The 17,852-nt window shown below is 46.0% G+C and carries 12 protein-coding genes and 10 tRNA genes; 1 reads left to right on the forward strand and 21 read right to left on the reverse strand.

Annotation, left to right across the window (positions count from 1 at the left end; all coding sequences use genetic code 11):
- Positions 1-389: 389 nt before the first annotated feature.
- From dnm_RS18160 to dnm_RS18180, 5 genes are all read right to left on the reverse strand, one after another.
- Positions 390-896 (reverse strand): HNH endonuclease, encoded by a 507-nt coding sequence (locus dnm_RS18160; RefSeq protein WP_246556027.1) that lies wholly within the window; start codon positions 894-896, stop codon positions 390-392.
- A gap of 27 nt (positions 897-923) precedes the next feature.
- A tRNA-Leu gene (locus dnm_RS18165) sits at positions 924-1,008 on the reverse strand.
- A gap of 5 nt (positions 1,009-1,013) precedes the next feature.
- Positions 1,014-1,098, reverse strand: a tRNA-Leu gene (locus dnm_RS18170).
- Between the two features lie 12 nt (positions 1,099-1,110).
- A tRNA-Tyr gene (locus dnm_RS18175) sits at positions 1,111-1,198 on the reverse strand.
- Between the two features lie 188 nt (positions 1,199-1,386).
- Entirely contained in the window at positions 1,387-2,976 is a 1,590-nt protein-coding gene (locus dnm_RS18180; protein WP_207678331.1) for a TROVE domain-containing protein, read from the reverse strand.
- A gap of 161 nt (positions 2,977-3,137) precedes the next feature.
- Between dnm_RS18180 and dnm_RS18185 the strand changes: the two genes are divergently transcribed.
- Positions 3,138-3,617, forward strand: coding sequence for a hypothetical protein (locus tag dnm_RS18185; RefSeq protein ID WP_207678332.1), 480 nt, complete (start codon positions 3,138-3,140; stop codon positions 3,615-3,617).
- Positions 3,618-3,687: 70 nt separating this feature from the next.
- Here dnm_RS18185 and dnm_RS18190 read toward each other — a convergent pair.
- From dnm_RS18190 to dnm_RS18265, 16 genes are all read right to left on the reverse strand, one after another.
- Positions 3,688-3,812 (reverse strand) — tRNA-Phe (locus dnm_RS18190).
- A gap of 39 nt (positions 3,813-3,851) precedes the next feature.
- A tRNA-OTHER gene (locus dnm_RS18195) sits at positions 3,852-3,984 on the reverse strand.
- A gap of 110 nt (positions 3,985-4,094) precedes the next feature.
- Positions 4,095-4,234, reverse strand: a tRNA-OTHER gene (locus dnm_RS18200).
- Between the two features lie 20 nt (positions 4,235-4,254).
- A tRNA-OTHER gene (locus dnm_RS18205) sits at positions 4,255-4,381 on the reverse strand.
- Between the two features lie 36 nt (positions 4,382-4,417).
- Positions 4,418-4,556, reverse strand: a tRNA-OTHER gene (locus dnm_RS18210).
- A gap of 368 nt (positions 4,557-4,924) precedes the next feature.
- Positions 4,925-5,000, reverse strand: a tRNA-Met gene (locus tag dnm_RS18215).
- Positions 5,001-5,013: 13 nt separating this feature from the next.
- Positions 5,014-5,104: transfer RNA gene (locus dnm_RS18220), tRNA-Ser, on the reverse strand.
- A 155-nt stretch (positions 5,105-5,259) separates the two neighbouring features.
- Positions 5,260-6,897 carry a hypothetical protein gene (locus tag dnm_RS18225; protein ID WP_207678195.1) on the reverse strand — a complete coding sequence of 546 codons (1,638 nt, stop codon included), beginning with the start codon at positions 6,895-6,897 and terminating at the stop codon, positions 5,260-5,262.
- A gap of 1,045 nt (positions 6,898-7,942) precedes the next feature.
- A complete protein-coding gene (locus tag dnm_RS18230) occupies positions 7,943-8,917 on the reverse strand; it encodes a glucosyl-3-phosphoglycerate synthase (RefSeq protein WP_207678333.1) in 975 nt (324 codons plus the stop codon).
- Complete coding sequence (locus tag dnm_RS18235; protein ID WP_207678334.1) at positions 8,910-10,067, reverse strand: M20/M25/M40 family metallo-hydrolase; 1,158 nt, start codon at positions 10,065-10,067, stop codon at positions 8,910-8,912. The genes dnm_RS18230 and dnm_RS18235 overlap by 8 nt, the downstream gene beginning before the upstream one ends.
- 447 nt (positions 10,068-10,514) lie before the next feature.
- Entirely contained in the window at positions 10,515-11,540 is a 1,026-nt protein-coding gene (locus dnm_RS18240; RefSeq protein ID WP_207683706.1) for an NAD-dependent epimerase, read from the reverse strand.
- The gene (locus dnm_RS18245) at positions 11,530-11,832 is read right to left on the reverse strand and encodes a hypothetical protein (protein ID WP_207678335.1); all 303 of its coding nucleotides are present in this window, start codon (positions 11,830-11,832) and stop codon (positions 11,530-11,532) included. The genes dnm_RS18240 and dnm_RS18245 overlap by 11 nt, the downstream gene beginning before the upstream one ends.
- 215 nt (positions 11,833-12,047) lie before the next feature.
- Complete coding sequence (locus dnm_RS18250) at positions 12,048-12,989, reverse strand: SDR family oxidoreductase (RefSeq protein WP_207678336.1); 942 nt, start codon at positions 12,987-12,989, stop codon at positions 12,048-12,050.
- Between the two features lie 275 nt (positions 12,990-13,264).
- A complete protein-coding gene (locus dnm_RS18255) occupies positions 13,265-15,754 on the reverse strand; it encodes a hypothetical protein (protein WP_207678337.1) in 2,490 nt (829 codons plus the stop codon).
- 600 nt (positions 15,755-16,354) lie between these two features.
- Entirely contained in the window at positions 16,355-17,098 is a 744-nt protein-coding gene (locus tag dnm_RS18260; protein WP_207678338.1) for an ATP-binding protein, read from the reverse strand.
- The gene (locus dnm_RS18265) at positions 17,098-17,832 is read right to left on the reverse strand and encodes an HD domain-containing protein (RefSeq protein ID WP_207678339.1); all 735 of its coding nucleotides are present in this window, start codon (positions 17,830-17,832) and stop codon (positions 17,098-17,100) included. The genes dnm_RS18260 and dnm_RS18265 overlap by 1 nt, the downstream gene beginning before the upstream one ends.
- Positions 17,833-17,852 lie beyond the last annotated feature (20 nt).

A 17,852-nucleotide genomic window follows, 5' to 3' on the forward strand; every position in this document is an offset into this window, starting at 1 on the left:
GGATCTGATATCTTTTTTTCGTTCCCGACAAACACATATAAGTACACTTATTGGGATTTAAACTTTTGTCAGACAGGATATCTGATCCCTAAATAAAAAATCACAACAGATTGAATGATTGGGGAAATTAATTGGTAGGAATTTGGAGGACGTAAGTACTAAGGGAACTCGAAATAAATAATATACCCAATACAAAAAATGTAGGGTGGGTGGAGCGAAGCGCAACCCACCGCACAAGGTGGGTATTTTATTTTTGGGGAAATCCCTAACCATTAGACGAAGGGGTCGAAAAGCCTAAATTATGAAATCAGACGTGCGAGGTTTTTAAAACCTCGCAGGTCTTTACCTAAACATTCTTTCCGGTGCCCCCTGAACGATTTGGATACTTGCTAATAAATACCAATTTCCACAAGCAACTCATACACCCCGGACTGCTTCAGCCTGATTCTGACAAATTCGGATATTGTGGGCTGATAAGGACGCTTTAACAGACGCATTCCTGCCTGTCTCGGGGTTTTGGAACCTTTTTTGTTATTGCAGTCCTCGCAACATGAGACACAATTATCAAAATCAGTTTTACCACCCTTTGAGCGGGGTATCACATGATCAATGGTCAGTCTCTTTGATGACTTGCCGCAATAAGCACAGGTGTGGCGATCCCGGATCAGCACGTTTTTCTTGCTGAATGGCACTCTGCTTTTGTAAATGCTTCGCACCACTTTTATGAGAACAAGAACCGCAGGTATTCTGAAGACTCCGCTGATACTTCTGATTATTTTTTCTGAGTATTTCAGAATTTTTACTTTCCCGGTAAAAACAAGCTTCATCGCCTTTTTCCAGTCAATCAGGCAGAGGAAAGTGTAATCACCGTTCAGCAAAATGCAGGAAGTGTCCATGTTTTCGCCTCCTTTATTTTTCAGCATTGGTGGGCCAGGAGGGATTCGAACCCTCAATCCTTATCGGCCCGGCGGTTTAAGCACCGGATGTATTCCGTTCCATCACTGACCCTTTCATGGTGGGGAAGATGGGACTCGAACCCATACGCCCGAAGACACAATATCCTAAATCTTGCGCGTATTCCAATTTCGCCACTTCCCCTGTTTCGTCTGATGGTGCGCCGGGATGGACTTGAACCATCAGAGTTCCAGGAACACGGGGTTTACAGCCCCGCCCGCTATCAGTTACGGTTTACCGACGCAAATTTGAAATTTAAAATTTGAAGTTAGGGAACTCGAAATAAATAATATACCCAGTTCAGGAGAATGTAGGGTGGGTGCAGCGAAGCGGAACCCACCGGACAGCGCAGACGGTGGGTTTCGCTTCGCTGCACCCACCCTGCATTTCTACATTTCTTGAAATTTGAAGTTATGAATTGAAGATCATCGCTTACTCTCGGACAAAATCCGCCATCAGGGCAGGTGTGGCTGTATCAAAACCGACCACATCCAGCATTCCCCCGTCATCAGGATCGGCAATGGAAAACCTGTTGCCAACCATTCCCACAACCACCAGCTTCGCGGGAATCCCGGTTTTGTCACGATATCGCTGTAATGCCTGTGTCGGATGAATCTTGCCGCACCATGTTTCACTGTCCGTGTAAACCACAAATACATCCGCTTTTACACGATTCTCCAGTGCCCACAGCATCGGCAGCGCACAGTCTGTCGCACCGAAAGGCATGTTGGAAAATGCACGGATCACATCATCGAGCCGCTTTTTCCGAGAAATATTCACGGGAACCATCTCATGGGAGAAGGCAACGATCTCATGATCTTTCTCCGTTTTCGCGGTGATCATCGCCATTGCACTGGCCGCGATCATCGGTGTCAGCCCGAGAACCCCGGCGACCATGCCCCAGGTCATGGAACCGGACACGTCAACCCCCAGCACCCATCGTTTGCCGGTCGGCTCGACATTTTTAAATGCCAGATAAAACGCGTCATCCAGTGCATCAACAACAGATTGTATCGGTGTCCAGGTTTTTGTTCCTCGCAGCCCTCGGCCCTGGCTGTATGTCTTTAACGCTGACAAGACTGCAATGGGATGAATCCGTGCATTTTTCAGAATCGTCTCGTCCGTAAGCCGTTTTTCAACCGTCTTCGCCGCCTGGGATGCAGGCCCGATCAGTCCCACCCGCGTCATGGTCGCGAGATTGCGGATCATCGCTGTCATGGGCATGTCCCGGAGCAGGGCTTCCCACACTTCCGGATAATTGAGCAGATGCGTGGGCACAACTTCCCGAGGCAGTTTGTACTCACAGATTAGTTTTGCAGCGTCCCGGGCAGAGGTTTTTGTGTCCTCGATAATGGAACGGATACGTTCTGTGCCTTCGATGATTTTCGGTGTACCTTCGATCATTTCTCCTTTGGTGATCCAGCGATATACTGCATTATGCTCAGAATCAGGCGGAACAGGCTTTGTCAGACGCAGAATATCCCGATGAGTCCATCCGTGGCGCTGCTGATATTTCACTGCCTGATATGCAAGCTGATCCGCGGGGCGGGTGTTGTACCACGCGGTATTGACCCGACGCAGCCATCGCCCGCGGCCCCGGAATCCCTTCACCTCTTCGTTAAACTGAAACAGATGTGTTCCAATGCGGACGATATCTCCGAATACGTCATAAGCTGCATGTTTGGTCTGCAAATCGCCATATTTCGAACACATCGCCAGCACGAACAGCGATGGATCGTTCTTTGGTGCGCGGCCTGATGCCGAGATTTCGGCAATTCGCTTCACGACTCGTACTCCGTCCTCCTGAATGCAGCGTATCACGCTTTGAGCATTCTCCTTCGTCAGTTTTTGTTCGCTCGCATAGTAAGAGCCGCCTTCTGTTCCAAGAATTAGAAACCTGTCCAGCCGGGTCCAGTTATCCACGGGATACGCATATCCGCCGGCAGAGTTTCGCACCTGCTTCGACCCCGGAATTTTCTGATGCTGCGGCGTTGCACGGGCAGAGAAATGTTTACGATACACGATACGCTCCTTTCCGGGCAATGTCAGACAGCCCGTATTATAAAATGGTCAGTAGATGGAAAATGCCCTGAACCGCTCACGGTCGAGCATTCCAGATGACAAACGAACCGCTCACGGGGGATTGACAAATCCCCCGGAAATGCCGAACCGCTCACGGGGGATTGGCAAATCCCCCGGAAATGCCGAACCGCTCACGGGGGATTGGCAAATCCCCCGGAGATGCCCGAACCGCTCACGGGGGATTGGCAAATCCCCCGGAAAAGCCCGAACCGCTCACGGGGGATTGGCAAATCCCCCGGAAATGCCGAACCGCTCACGGGGGATTGGCAAATCCCCCGGAAATGCCGAACCGCTCACGGGGGATTGGCAAATCCCCCGGAAATGCCGAACCGCTCACGGGGGATTGGCAAATCCCCCGGAAATGCCGAACCGCTCACGGGGGATTGGCAAATCCCCCGGAAATGCCGAACCGCTCACGGGGGATTGGCAAATCCCCCGGAAATGCCGAACCGCTCACGGGGGATTGGCAAATCCCCCGGAAATGCCGAACCGCTCACGGGGGATTGGCAAATCCCCCGAAAATGCCTGGGATTTGTCAATCCCAGGCGAGCATTTCAAATGAACCGCTCACGGGGGATTGACAAATCCCCCGGAAATGCCTGGGATTTGTCAATCCCAGGCGAGCATTTCGGAGTACTTTCCATCTACTGATGGTGGACCAGGAGGGAATCGAACCCCCGACAACCTTTTCGGTCGCTCTACCAGATAACCGTACATCTTCAGCCCGATGAAAATCAGGCAAGGCGTGATATACGAAAGTACTGAGCTACTGGCCCGTCAGACTTCCTGTGGTCATCATTTTTGAGAAAATGTGTTGGTGGGTCAGGAGGGATTCGAACCCCCGACCTCTCGCTTAGAAGGCGATAACCGTATATCTTCAGCCCGATGTGAATCAGGCAAGGGGTGACATACGGGTTTTTAGCGCTCTGGCCTCTGAGCTACTGACCCAGGTAAACTGGAAATAACAAATATCAATTTCCAATTTCCAAATAAATTCCAATTTCCAAATTTCAAACTCAGAATCTGCTGCCTGAATTGTTTTTTCTGACAAATACTTTTGGCGGACCGGGGAAGGAATCGAACCTCCCAACCTATAGATTATAGATAACCGTACATCTTCAGCCCGATAAGAATCAGGCAAGACATGAGTGAAATACGGGGCATTTTCTATGACTCTGACCATTTGAGCTACCGGTCCGTTAATTTCTTTATTAAATTTGGTCGGCCAGGGAGGAGTCGAACCTCCAACCTTCAGTTAAGCAACCGATAACCGTACATCTTCAGCCCGATAAAATCAGGCAAGGCGTGACATACGAAAGCGCTCTCTCCGTTGAGCTACTGGCCGTTATTTTTCCCTGTTTTTTCAAAAATAATCTTTGGTCCGGCGGGGCGGGAGTTGAACCCGCACAGCTTTTCGCCACGAAATCCCACGATAACCGTCAGCCATCAGCCCGTTTGCACGGACAAGTTATCGGCGACGTTATACATCTCGCGTGTCTGACCATTTCCACCACCCGCCGGATGATTTTTACTGATTCTGACGGCTGACCTGAGACCTCCGAGGTTTCCAAAACCTCGGAGGTCTTTCGCTAGCTGATACTACATTCTGAATTCATCGGCTGTGACAAACTTCTCCTGGTTCTGCCATTCCGTTCGACTGAGTCTTCGGCGTGAGCAGGAATCCGTTTTCCGCATATTTTACGAATTCGGAGACAGTGGATTCCTGCTTTCGCAGGAATGACAAGCTTTTTGTTCGAATCGAGTCAGAAAACTTGATCATCGAGTTATAGGGGGCGAAAAACCGCTTTGCTTTATTTTCGCACGCCGGATTCAGGGGGCGAAATACCGCTTTGCTTGATTTTCGCTCTCCGGATTTATGTATCTTTACTGGAAGCAGGGGCGGGACTCGAACCCGCGACCGCCTGGTTATGAGCCAGGAAAGCTGCCATCTGCTACACCCTGCATCAGTTCGTTTTCTGGCGGTGAGAGAGGGATTCGAACCCCCGGAGCATGTTTATTGCCCGACGGTTTAGCAAACCGCTGCCTTTAGCCGCTCGGCCATCTCACCATAATATGTTTTGTTCTCAAAAACACGCCTAAGACGCTGGAAATGAAGGACGCACCTCTCCTCTGGTTTATTCTGCCGGGGTTTAAACTGGGGCGTCTAAATTCACTCCGATTTCTTGACTGCTTTTTGGACCATCCCTCTGACCTAAAAAAACTTTATCCGCATGCCGCCTCTGAAATCTTAATTTCCGGGAGCGATTCAGCTCGATTTTCCAACTCGGTCAGGGGGCCGGTTATTTTTTTACAATTACTTGAAATATTTATATTTATAATTTTTTTTGCTCGTTTTTCGGACTCCGGAATAAACTCAGAATTTTCTGCTGTTTTATCCGAGAGTATTTCAAGACTGCCAGGGTTTGCCAGGATTTTACGACGTTGTTTGGTTAAAGAAAATAAAGACTCTGAAAATTCTTGTTGCTCTCTGAGACTGATATTCATGACTCTTCGGGCATCTTCTCTGGTCAGTTCACCACACATGGCGGGCATGCGCAGAGCTATGCGATTGGCGTCTTTTATCTCTCCGGTTCCATGTTGCTTTGAAACTGCGAACAGAGACTCTATATTATCAGAAGTTATTGGCATTCCTATATTTTCTAATTTAAGCTCCTTGGCAATTATGATATGTTTGTCTAACCAATTAGTAAAACCTGTACGCACAGATGATCGCGGAGGAATGGCTTCAAGCAGCTTTTTACTTTCTTCATAAGTTTCCAGGTTAAGCCCCTTAGTTTTAAGTATTTTCTGGCATTCTGAAAGAGTACCTGAGTCGCGAAGAAAACATTCTATAAAATTTCTGCACCTCGGAATCTGATCAATGCCTGCTCGCAGCTTTGAAAGGACGGATCCCTTTGGGGCACGACCTCTCGGAGAATGTCTGAGCAACTGAGCCGCCCAATTCACCAGGCGGCGGAGGTTCATAAATCTTGATTTTGTTGAAACCTTCGGAGGTGCAAGACAGGCAAGAACAGTCTGTTTGAATTTTTTTGAAACTTTACCGACCGCAGAGATAAAGATATCAAACATCGGATGATTCTGATATTCATGTTTTAAAAGATTAGCGACAGTGTGTGATATATCGTCAATGCTGACACTGGGAAGGCCTTGTTCCGCCAAAAGCCTGGTAGCTTTGGCAAGGTCTGTTCCTCCGTCTTTGAGATATGCTACCGGCATTCCCCCGATACCGATAACTTTTTTCAAAAAATCAGCTATGGCCTCACCAGTCCAGGATACTGCTACTGAAACAGCAACGCAGTTTACATCTTTAAGAGTAGGAGCGGTTTCATTCAAATCATGATGGTTAGCATTCAATGACAGCAAAGTAAGAATTTTACCTTTTCCTAAGGCAATACTGATATCTATTATATAAACAAAGCCGTTGGAAAACGGATTGCTGTTAATTTCAGCCCCGCGCAGCGGGACGGCATTTCGGAGTCTTGCTACGGATAATCGGGTGACCCAGTTAATAATTGTCTGAACACATGGGACTTTTGTTATTCCCAAGTAATCAGCAAGAACTCTGAGAACTCTCGGTACCGCTCGGAAACTTATATGAGCAACTATAAAAAGCTTCAAACAAATATAGATAAGTTCTTCTTTGTTGTGAACAGGCTGAGTATTTTTCTGACGTTCTTTTTCCAGTTGTTTTCTGGCTTCATCGGCATCTTTCTTGTATTTATCACGCTCTTTTTTAATACGGCGCTTTTCTTTTTCATGATAACGTGCATTCTTGCCACGTTCAATCGCTTTTTTCTTCCAGTTATCTCTGCTTTTTATCAATTTGGACTTTGAACTCATAATAATCCTCGTAATTTTATTAATATTGACATAATAGTATGGTAAATATGTTAAAATAACAATCAAACTATATATTATCAAGATGAATCTATAATTGATTACATGAAGAGGTCCAAATTGTAGTTAAAAAAATTAAGCCAAAAAGGCTGTTTTTAGACGCCCCAGGTTTAAACCCGGGACGCACAGTTATTAAGACATAGGGAATCCCGTCATTGAGCTACAAAAACACACCTGTCTTCCGGAGTTCGAAAACAGAGCGGAGCGATTTTTTGCACAAGCACATCTCACCAGCGACAAACATTCTCTTAAAAGCCATATTTCCTGGGATGAAGCTCTCCGCATTGCAAACCTGGCAGCCGAGTGAGATTATTTAATTCGCAGCTGTCACCCTGGATTAAAAAATACACACCAAGCGAAAAATAAGTTTTTGCTCTGATAGCTTATCTCCAATGGCTTTGAGATTAATAGTCCGTTGCACTCCTCATTGATCTGACGGATCAAAATTATCCCATAAAAAAAGCCCCTTTCAGTATGTTCGGATACCGAAAGGGGCTTTTATAACATACTAAAATATAACATTACTTCATAGATTCGCCTCCTTCCGGTAACATTGCACAGCTCAGGTAACTGCTGAAATCAGAGGTCAGGGAGAGCATACTCCTCTCCCCACTCACCTGATAACTGTAATCGGATATTTGTATGAAGTTATGTCTCAAATAAATTTTCATTTCGCCTTAATTTATTATATGCAGTGTTATTTGTTATTCGTCTCTCTCAAACTTGGGAGAGTTTTTCTCCTCAATTGTTAAGAGGTACTATAAACCACCTGAAAATAAAAAGCAAGTAAAAAATGTCCTAATGAACGTGAGTTCGAGAAAAATTCCCAGGAACGCCTGATTTCACGCCGGAGGATGAGAATGACGCGGATATTCTGGGAACGAGAAGTTTCCTTATACTTTTTGCGAAAATGCACTTTTATCCATCCGTGCTTCCCCTGATAATCTCCCATTTTTTTTTCGTAAAAGAGGAGGAGAATCACGAAGATTTATCTATCAAATTTTTCCTGATACTCAGGAATTTGTATCATCGGCGGTCTTTCAAAATTTTCAATTTTAAAAATATCCGGTTTAATCTCGTCCTTTACAAGATTGTACTGGATCATTTCATCGAAAACATCTTGTCTGATATCCAGTCTCCCAAGTTTTTCAATGCGATTCAGAAACGTTTTAATAATGGCAAAAGCCATGCGTCCCAGTGCTTTGGTGTCCTGATTTTTATGAACTCGCCTGTCAAGATCAACCTGCGCCATCACATCAAGTCCCCATTTTTCATAAATATCAAGAATCATGCTGGTTTCAACCCCATATCCGGTGGGAAAAGATATTTTTTCAAAAACCTCTCTGAATCCGGCATATTCACCGGAAAGCGGCTGGAGTATCTGTGTAAGCCTCGGAAAAAAAAGAGAAAGCAATGGTCTTATCACAAGTTCCGTGACCCTGCCGCCTCCGGTTGCCCTGAATTTCTCATCCCCAAAGGAAATCGGCCTGTCATAAAAGGCTTTGGTGAATTTGATATCATCTGAAAGGAGAAGCGGGCCTAACAGCCCGTAAGCAAACCGATGATGGATATTCTTTATGTCAGCGTCAATATAAAGGATGATATCACCGCTCGTAATATAGAGCGCTTTCCAGAGATTTTCTCCCTTGCCTTTGAATTTTTCAAGATCAGGCAGAATATCATTTGCTTCATAAACCCCTACATCATAAGCTTTGGCAATTTCTCTTGTTTTATCGGCGGAACCCGAATCAATGACAACAATTTCATCTAACAGCGGATAACGCGTCATCAGTTCTGATTTTAAGATGATAATTTCTTTTGCAATTGTTTTTTCCTCGTTCAGCGTGGGAAGACATAAAGATATTGAAAGATTTTTTTTTTCTTTTTCCTCTACCAGACATCTGATATCCCTGAACTCAGAATGATGGAAGGTATTTTTTTTCATCCAGTCGTTATTATTCATCACAAACTCCTCTGTCTATGGCCATAAGCACACCTAAAACCTGAGTGATCCCCTTATACATCGGCTCAATTTTGATGGTTGCGTTTTCCTGATGGAAATGATCTCCGTGGGTAATTCCCAAAGTGACTGCCGGAATATTACGGGAAAGAAAAACGGACAATTCCGATTCACTGGGTTCGCTGACCGGTTTTAAACTCAGCTTTTTCATAACTGCGACAGCATTTTTTACCAGCGGATGGTTGTATGCTAATCTGGCTGCTTTCTGATTACTTATGGTTCTGAGCTTTAGTTCAACCTCATATTCATGACTGTAACCGTTGACAATATCTTGAATCTCATTAAAAATGACTTTTACCATTTCATCAGACTTACTTTGTATCTCAAAGCCCAGTTTAGCGTCATAAGCAATAGTACCATGCTTATAACCACCTGATATTTTACCAATAATTACTCTTGCCCGTGGTCTCTGAGGCAAACGCATTGCCAGTATTTCATTAATGACTTCATTTAATGTCAGTATGGCGTTTGGTTTGAATTTATGCTCCCATCCGTCATCTCTGGATATATTGCACTCCACTTCACATCGGATCATCCCGTCAGAATAATAGTTAAGTCTGCCAAGCTCACCACTCTCTAAGCAAACCGCTCCTCTTACGGGGCCGCTCCATGTTTGCAGAAGATGTCTGATTCCCGCCAGGTTCCCCTTTCCTATTGATTGTATCACACCAGAGAGAACAATGTCAGATTCGAAACGAATATCTAACCTTCGAAAAATTTCTGGCAAAGAAGCCAGTACACCGACACCGGCTGAATTATCTAAAATCCCCGGGCCGGTAATTGAGTTTTCTGTAATGGCAAAACTATGATCACTGTCCTTATTAAAAAATGTATCAAGGTGCGCAACCACAAAAATCGGCGGCTTGGTTTCTGATGTTCCTCTGATGATTCCGACAGGATTTCCATAACTGTCTGTAGCGCATTCGTCAACCTGGAATTCAGCCATCCGTTCCAACAAAAAATCAGCACGTTTCTTTTCTTGAAACGTGGGGGAGGGTATCTGGCCGATTAATACAATGTTCGTAATAATAATCTCTCCAATGCGCCTGATTGCCTTAGCAAAGGAGGGGAGTTCATCAAGATAATCATTCATTCCGGTTCCTTTCAATCCCCTGGTATTGTTATTTTAAGTTTTAGATAGGTTCAGTTCTGTAAGACCGTGAAAGACAATTTCAGATCGGTAAATCATTCCTCCTGATCATGGAAAAACAATGAACTGAGATTATGATAAAAGCAAAAAAATAACATTCACTTATAACAAAGCACATAAAAATGTAATCAGGAGATTCCTGATTTTAGGGTTCGAAATTCCTGAAAATGAAAATTCAGGCGATTCCGAAAAAGAACATACTGGGGCATAAACCCGTAAGGGCAGCCTATTTGTAGCAGCAGGTTCGGCAGGTCCTGACAAGCCCCGTAAGGGCGGCATATTCACAGCATGATTTGCTACAAATATGCCGCCCCTACGGGGCTTTGACAACTTGATTATCGAGTATAAGAAATCCTTGCAGCAAAGCGTCTGAGGGACTATTGGTTCTGACTAACCGAATGATATGTTATAATAATTTTTATACCAGGAAACAAAACGTTCTATTCCTGTTTCAATGGGAGTGGCGGGTTTAAAACCGACATCTTTTATCAGATCATCAATATCCGCATACGTCGCAGGCACATCCCCGGCCTGAAGATCGAGAAATTCCTTTTCCGCAGTTTTCCCGAGTGCGCTTTCAATGACCTCGATAAATTTCATCAGCTCCACAGGCTGATTATTTCCGATATTGTAAATTTTGTACGGAACATATGAAGTTCCGGGATCAGGAGCATCCCCTGTCCATTCTGGATTTGATTCCGGCAATTTTCCCATAACTCTGATGACCCCTTCCACAATATCATCAATGTATGTGAAATCCCGTTTCATTTTGCCATGATTAAAAACCTTGATGGGTTTTCCCTCTAAGATCGCCTTTGTAAACAGAAAAAGTGCCATGTCAGGCCGTCCCCAGGGACCATAAACTGTGAAGAATCTGAGACCGGTGCAGGGGAGGCCATATAAATGACTGTAGGTATGCGCCATCAGCTCATTTGCTTTTTTAGAAGCCGCGTACAGAGAGACCGGATGATCCACATTATGATGCACGGAAAAAGGCATTTTTGTATTTGCCCCATATACAGAACTGGACGAAGCAAACACCAGGTGTTTGGCTGCATTGTGTCTGCAACATTCAAGGAGATTCACAAACCCTACAAGGTTTGAATCCACATACGCATGAGGATTTTCCAATGAATACCGGACCCCTGCCTGAGCCGCAAGATTGACCACAACATCAAATGGCGTATCTTTAAAAATTTTCTCCAATGCCGCTCTGTCGGAAAGATCTGCCTTAAAAAAAGAAAAGCCTGAAGATGAGTTAAGCTTCTCAAGCCGAGCCTGTTTGAGACTCACATCATAATAATCATTTAAATTATCAATACCCGTGACATGGCAGTCAGCTTCCAAAAGCCGTTTTGACAAGTGAAACCCGATAAACCCGGCAGCGCCGGTAACAAGTACGCTCTTAAAATTCATCATCAATCTCCTTTAACTCGGTGTTCAAGTTTTTTCTGTCATTCCGTTCGACGACTCGACTGAACTCGCCGAAGTCTGAGTTCACGCCGAAGCCTGAGTTCACGCCGAAGCCTGCGAAACCAGGAATCCGCAGATCCCGGAACGCCGCATCGGCCAAAAACAGATTCCTGCTTTCGCAGGAATGACAAGCTTTTTGCTGATTATAACGAATTTTGGGACGGCTCGTTTCGACAAGCTCAACGACCGGATCCGGGCGGATCCGGGCGGATCCGGGCGGATCCGCCCGGATCAACGAGCGGTTTTCGTTTTTTACCCGCCCCGGGCCTGTCCGGGGACCTTTCGGAGAATCCGGAACATATGTCTTTTTTCCGTGTGTTCCGCGATTTTCCCGGGGCCTCCCCAAAATTCGTTATAATCAGGTTTTTTGTTCGAATCGGGTCAAAAAAACTTGATCATCGAGTTTAAATGAGAAATGAGAAGTGAAAGAAATTCCTCAATTCTCAATTCTCAATTCTCAATTCCCATAAGTGTGGCTTCAAGACCTTTTTCAAATGAATATTCCGGTTCAAATCCGAGTAAAGATTTTGCGTGGTCAATATTTGCCACGGACTCCCGAATATCTCCTGCTCTTGCCGGACGATATTCCGGTTCAATATCCAGGTCAGACATACCACAGACCATTTTCCAGAGCTGATTGATGCTCACGAAACTGCCGGTTCCGATGTTAAATTTCTCACCGCTTACGCCATCGGAGCTTGCTGCGAGCAAATTCGCTTTGACAACATCTTTTACAAATATAAAATCCCTGTACTGAGTTCCGTCGCCATAAATCAGCGGTGCTTCTTTTGAAGCTGCTTTTTTCATAAAAATGGATATGACACCGGAATACGGCGATGAAGGGTCCTGCCTCGGGCCATAGACATTAAAATAGCGCAGACAGACCGTTTCAAGTTTATACAGATCATGAAAAAGGCGGGCATGAAATTCTCCGGTGAGCTTTTGAACAGCATACGGGCTGAACGGCTTGGGATTCATTGTTTCGCGTTTTGGCAACTCCGGGTCATCCCCGTAAATCGCACATGAACTGGCAAGCACCACCCGTTTTACATTGTTTCTGCGTGCGGTTTCAAGGACGAGAAGCGTTCCCATGTCATTTACCATGGCAGACTCAACCGGGTCTTCCACAGTCTGAGGCACGGAAACCACTGCCGCCTGATGAAATATCACGTTACAGCCTTTTACTGCTTTTGTTAAAATTTCTGAGTCCCGTATATCTCCTTTGTAAAATGTGATCTGGTTTTTGACATGCTCCAGGTTGGAAAGGTTGCCTGTTGAAAGGTTGTCAAGCACTGTTACCGCGCATCCTCGGGCTAACAGTGCGTCAACAATATGAGAACCGATAAATCCGGCTCCGCCAGTGACAAGCGCATTTTTAAAATGAATGTCCATAACAATCTCTAATAGTTAAAAGTTTACTCGTTCCCAGGCTCTGCCTGGGAACGCATATCGGAGGCTCTGCCTCCTACACAAAGAAAAAAGACTCTTCGATGACGACAGGCAGAGTCTGGGAAAAAGTTTCGGGCGATGAGGGCAGGCAGAGCCTGCCGGTATGCATTCCCAGGCAGAGCCTGGGAACGAGTTCTGGCTCTCTCAGGTTATGACGATTCATAAAGTAAGATTATGCAATATGTCAATGGGGCAGAAAGAGTATTCCGGGGGGAGGATTATCCTACCTCATCAACTCTGTTCATTTGCTCAAGGATATAGAGGAATTCTTCAAATCCGACCCTCTCATCTCCGTTGACATCAGCCGTTAAGATTGAATATCCCGCCCAGACTGCATCAGAAACATCCGCCCCTGCCAATATTTTTAACGCAATAATGGCGTCTATCAGGTCAACCGTCCAATCTCCGGTGAGATCGCCTTTCAGGGCCGGATTTCCGTTTGTCTGAATCACTTTTGTCTGTCCGGGCAGGGAATAAAATCCGCGGGCGTCCCTTGCATAGAATTGAATCTTATAAAGACCTTGCCGCGTAAAATCCTCGTAATTTGTCTTATAATCGCCATTGGCATCAGGTCCCTGAAGTAAGACCTCCGAAGTTTCCGAAATACCACCCGGCGGAATGATAACGGCCAATACACTGGAAATGTCATTTGAAGCTGTCACTCCGTCAGCCCGGAGTATTGCAGATGTTTCGCCATTCAGGATAAAATCATCAGACACCTCCTGAATCCCGGGAAGCTCCGAGTTTGCGACATATCCCCTGCCGATCACAATATCTTTTGACAGATGATTATCTGCTTCCTCATTCCCGATTCCGTTTCCATCAGCGTCAACCAAGGGTTCCTGATAGTATTCCATTATCCTGCTTGCAGTTTCAAATGCGTTGCCCAGACCCGCGTTTTCAAAGACAGAACTCCAAAATATATAAGAAAATGAAAGGGTTCCGTTGACTTTAAAATAAGTGTCCTCATTGGGTGATGCGCTGTTAATGACAACGCGTTCTTTTCCCTCCGGGGGCATCATGCGGTCGAGGAAATGCTTCGGTCCGGGAGCGTCATAGATGAATATTAAGTTTCCGGTCATGGTCATCTGTAAGTCATCCAGCCAGTTATCCAGCTCTTCAGCAGTGATTTTCTCCATTGGATTTCTGATGCCGTCAAGTATAAATTCGCTGCCAAAAGCATTACCCGTCATATAAAGGAGAACTTGGGAACCTGAAGCGTCAGCAGCCCAGGTTGTTATCGCATCTGATAAATTTTCAGCAGTCGCCTCAGCATCCACATCCGGAATACCGTCCTCATCAGCGTCAGTGGTCATATCCGGGCTGAGATAATAAATATTTTCCTTGAAATATCCTTGGCGGAGAAGCGCGTTATAAGCATGGATCGCACACATGTTCGCGGGTTCCCAAAGATCATTCTGGGAATAGTCACCGCCTCCCGCGACAATGATTGCTTTGGATCTCAGAATATCCGAATGCTCAGGTGAAATAAAGGTGACAGCCCCTGATAATTCGCGGCTTTCCTGTCCGTTAAAAACTTTCAGAGTGTAATGACCGGCTGTTTTAGGGCCGGGAAGCGTAAGAGAAATACTTTTTTCGCTATTCACAACGGGTTTGATTTCAAGAGGGGCCGGCACAATAAGGAGTCCGTCACTGCCGTCCGCCACATACGCCATGTCTTCAATTACTGTAACGCCCTGGGCCGAATCCGACGTATCAGCGGAACGGATAAGGCGAGGATTGGACGGATTGCTTACATCAAGCATCCGCAAACCGCTTTCTCCGTCCGCGACATAGGCAATATTTCCGATAACCGCCACGTCGGAAGCTGATCCTGGTGTGTCCGCAGTACTCATTAACACAGGATATGAGGGAATGCTGATGTCAGCCACCTGCAAACCGCTGCTGCCGTCTGCCACATATGCGACATCTCCGACCACGGATATGCCAAAAGCCGAACCCGGGGTATCCAACTCCCCGATGACTTCGGCTTCCGAAGGTGTGCTGATGTCAACAATCTGCAACCCGCTGTGTTCATCTGCCACATAAGCAAAATCTCCTGCCACCGTGACATTCATGGCCCGGCCCGGGGTATTTACAGACTTGATCAGGACAGGAGCCGAAGGTGTGCTGATATCTATGAGATGCAGACCATTATTCCAATCTGCCACAAATGCGATGTCATCCTTCACAGCAACACCCTGGGCAAACTCCGGAGTGTCCTGGGAGGCAATCACGACCGCGTCAGAAGGGGTTTCAATATCTGTCACCACCAGTCCGCCGCTTCCGTTTGCCACATAAGCGATGTTTCCGCTCACCGCGACCCCGTAAGCTTTATCCGGCAAATTCACCGATTTGATCACGGCAGGTGATGCAGAATCACTCAAAGCGATAATTTGCAGACCGCTGCTGCCGTCCGCGACATAGCCTGTATTTCCTGCCACCGCGACATCATACGCAAACCCCGGGGTATCCGCAGCATCAGTGACCATTCCCCCGTTCCCGATTTCCGGTGATATTAATATGTTGGTATTCTCATCAAATCCCTCACCTGTGAGCATTACGTCCAGCGGCTGGCCCAGAACCCCCAGAGTCGGGTAAACTGCTTTCAGGGTCAGTTCCGCAGACACAGTGGAACCCATGAAAAAAATTCCAAATATGATCAGCATGAACTGAGTGATTTCAAAGGTGTTTCTTTTTTTCCGCATAATCAATAATTCCTATAAGTTGTCAATATTATATTTTTTTGTACCCAAAGTTCTTTGCCTCGGAAAACGGTGAGTGAAACATGAAAAAATATCATCTTAATAAACTATGATTATGATAAAAATCAAGTTATAATTCACGTTCTGACTTTTTTTAGATGGATAAGCACAACTCAGGCGATTTCCAAGAATGAATATACCCGTTCGTAGTTCCGCCTTTAGGCGGTGTGATACCGCCTAAAGGCGGAACTACAAACTGAAAAAAATGAGGGGATGGGCAAGCAAAGTGGTGCGATACCGCCTAAAGGCGAAACTACAAACTGAAAAAAGCCGGTATGCTCTTTTCCGAAAATCACCTTATGGAAATCCAAAATTAGGGAAGGGAAAAAATTTGTGGGGCAATACATCTCGCCTGAGGCAAGAAAAAACCTTGTTTTTACTGTGTCAGAGAAGGATTGTCAACAGGGGAATGGATAAAAGAGAATTTGCCAGACGGGGCTTTGACTTTTGCCAGACGAGGTTTGACCTTTGCCGGACGAATTTGCCGGACGGGGTTTGGCAACCCCGTCCGGAATATTTTCCGTTTCTGTCTGACGCGCTGATTTATCCATTGAGCATCTTTCCTCTTGTGCTGATAACAATCTCTTCTATGGGAAGTATCTTTCCTGACGCTTCCATGCCTTTTTGCACAATCGTGGGAAGGCCCGAGCAGCAGGGAACCTCCATCACCGCGGTGGTCACACTTTTTACACTCGCAGTTTTGAAAATATCAGCAAATTTGTTTATATACTCCTGAACCTCATCGAATTTCGGACATCCCATCATGACCACTTTTCCCCTGAGCAAATCTCTGTGAAGCGCGGGAAATGCCACAGAAACACAATCTGCCAGCACCAGAATATCGGCCCCTCTGAGAAACGGGGCATCAGCAGGGATCAGCCTGATCTGGACAGGCCAGTGGGACAGTGCCGAGTCCTCACCTCGGGGAATGGAAGCGGGCGTGTTTTCGCTTTGACAGGATTCCGACGGAACAAAGCGCTGAATCTGTGTGGAAGGACATCCGCAGGGCATGAGCGATTCTTCTTTGCCGGCTTCCTTTTCTTTTTCCGCGAGATATTTCTCCACAGCTTCTTCGTCAAAATCCTCGGCTTCCCGCTCAATGATTTTCAGCGCACCGTTGGGACATTCTCCGATACATGCGCCCAGACCGTCACAATATTTATCCTCGACCACGCGCGCTTTCCCATCCACAATCTGCAACGCACCCTCTGCGCAGCCAGGAACACACTGTCCGCATCCGTCGCACAATTCCTCGTCAATTTCGATTATTTTGCGCAGTATTTTCATCAGACCTCCTTTAACAAGATTTTCCTTGCTTCTTTTTGTCCGCTTTCAGTCAGAAAAGATTTCTCGATCACCCGGATCAGTTTATCCGCATTAAAGGGTTTTTCCTTATGCTTTTCCTCAAGATTTACAATAAGGTCCGCATCATAAAGCACCTTGAAATTGAGGGTCTCCTCATCCCGGGGATGATGGTGATGGCCCACAATATCACATACCTCATCTTTCAGTGCCTGCTTCGCGCCCAGTTTTGTCAAAATCCCATCTGCAATAGGGGGGCCTTCTGTTTCCTGATATTTGGCTGCGGTGCTGTTGAACTTTCGTTCTGCCTCATGGATACCGATATCATGCAGATATGCGGCACATAGGATCACAGCCATGTTTCCTCCTTCGCGCTTACCGATTCGCTCCGCATAGCGTGCCACCTTTGTCGCGTGCCCGATCCGCTTGAAATCTCTTTTGAAATATTTCTTCATCTCAATAGCGACCCGGTCTTTTAAAAGGTCTTCTTTCTGAGCCATAAGTTCCGGCGGAAGATTTCCCAGACATTGCTCGGCATACTGGCAATATGCGGCACAGCCAAAATCCATGCTCGGATTTACAAACCTGTGGCCGCAGTTACCGCATTTCCGAGACGTATCATCCTTGAAAAACTCCACCTTGCTCCCGCATTCAGGACACTTTGCGTCAAAAATGGCTCCTGGTTTCCAATATTGGGTATCCTGTCCCGGACATTTCATAATTATCCCTCCGATATTTG

It is taken from the genome of Desulfonema magnum (assembly GCF_017377395.1).
GTDB lineage: Bacteria > Desulfobacterota > Desulfobacteria > Desulfobacterales > 4be13 > Desulfonema_C > Desulfonema_C magnum.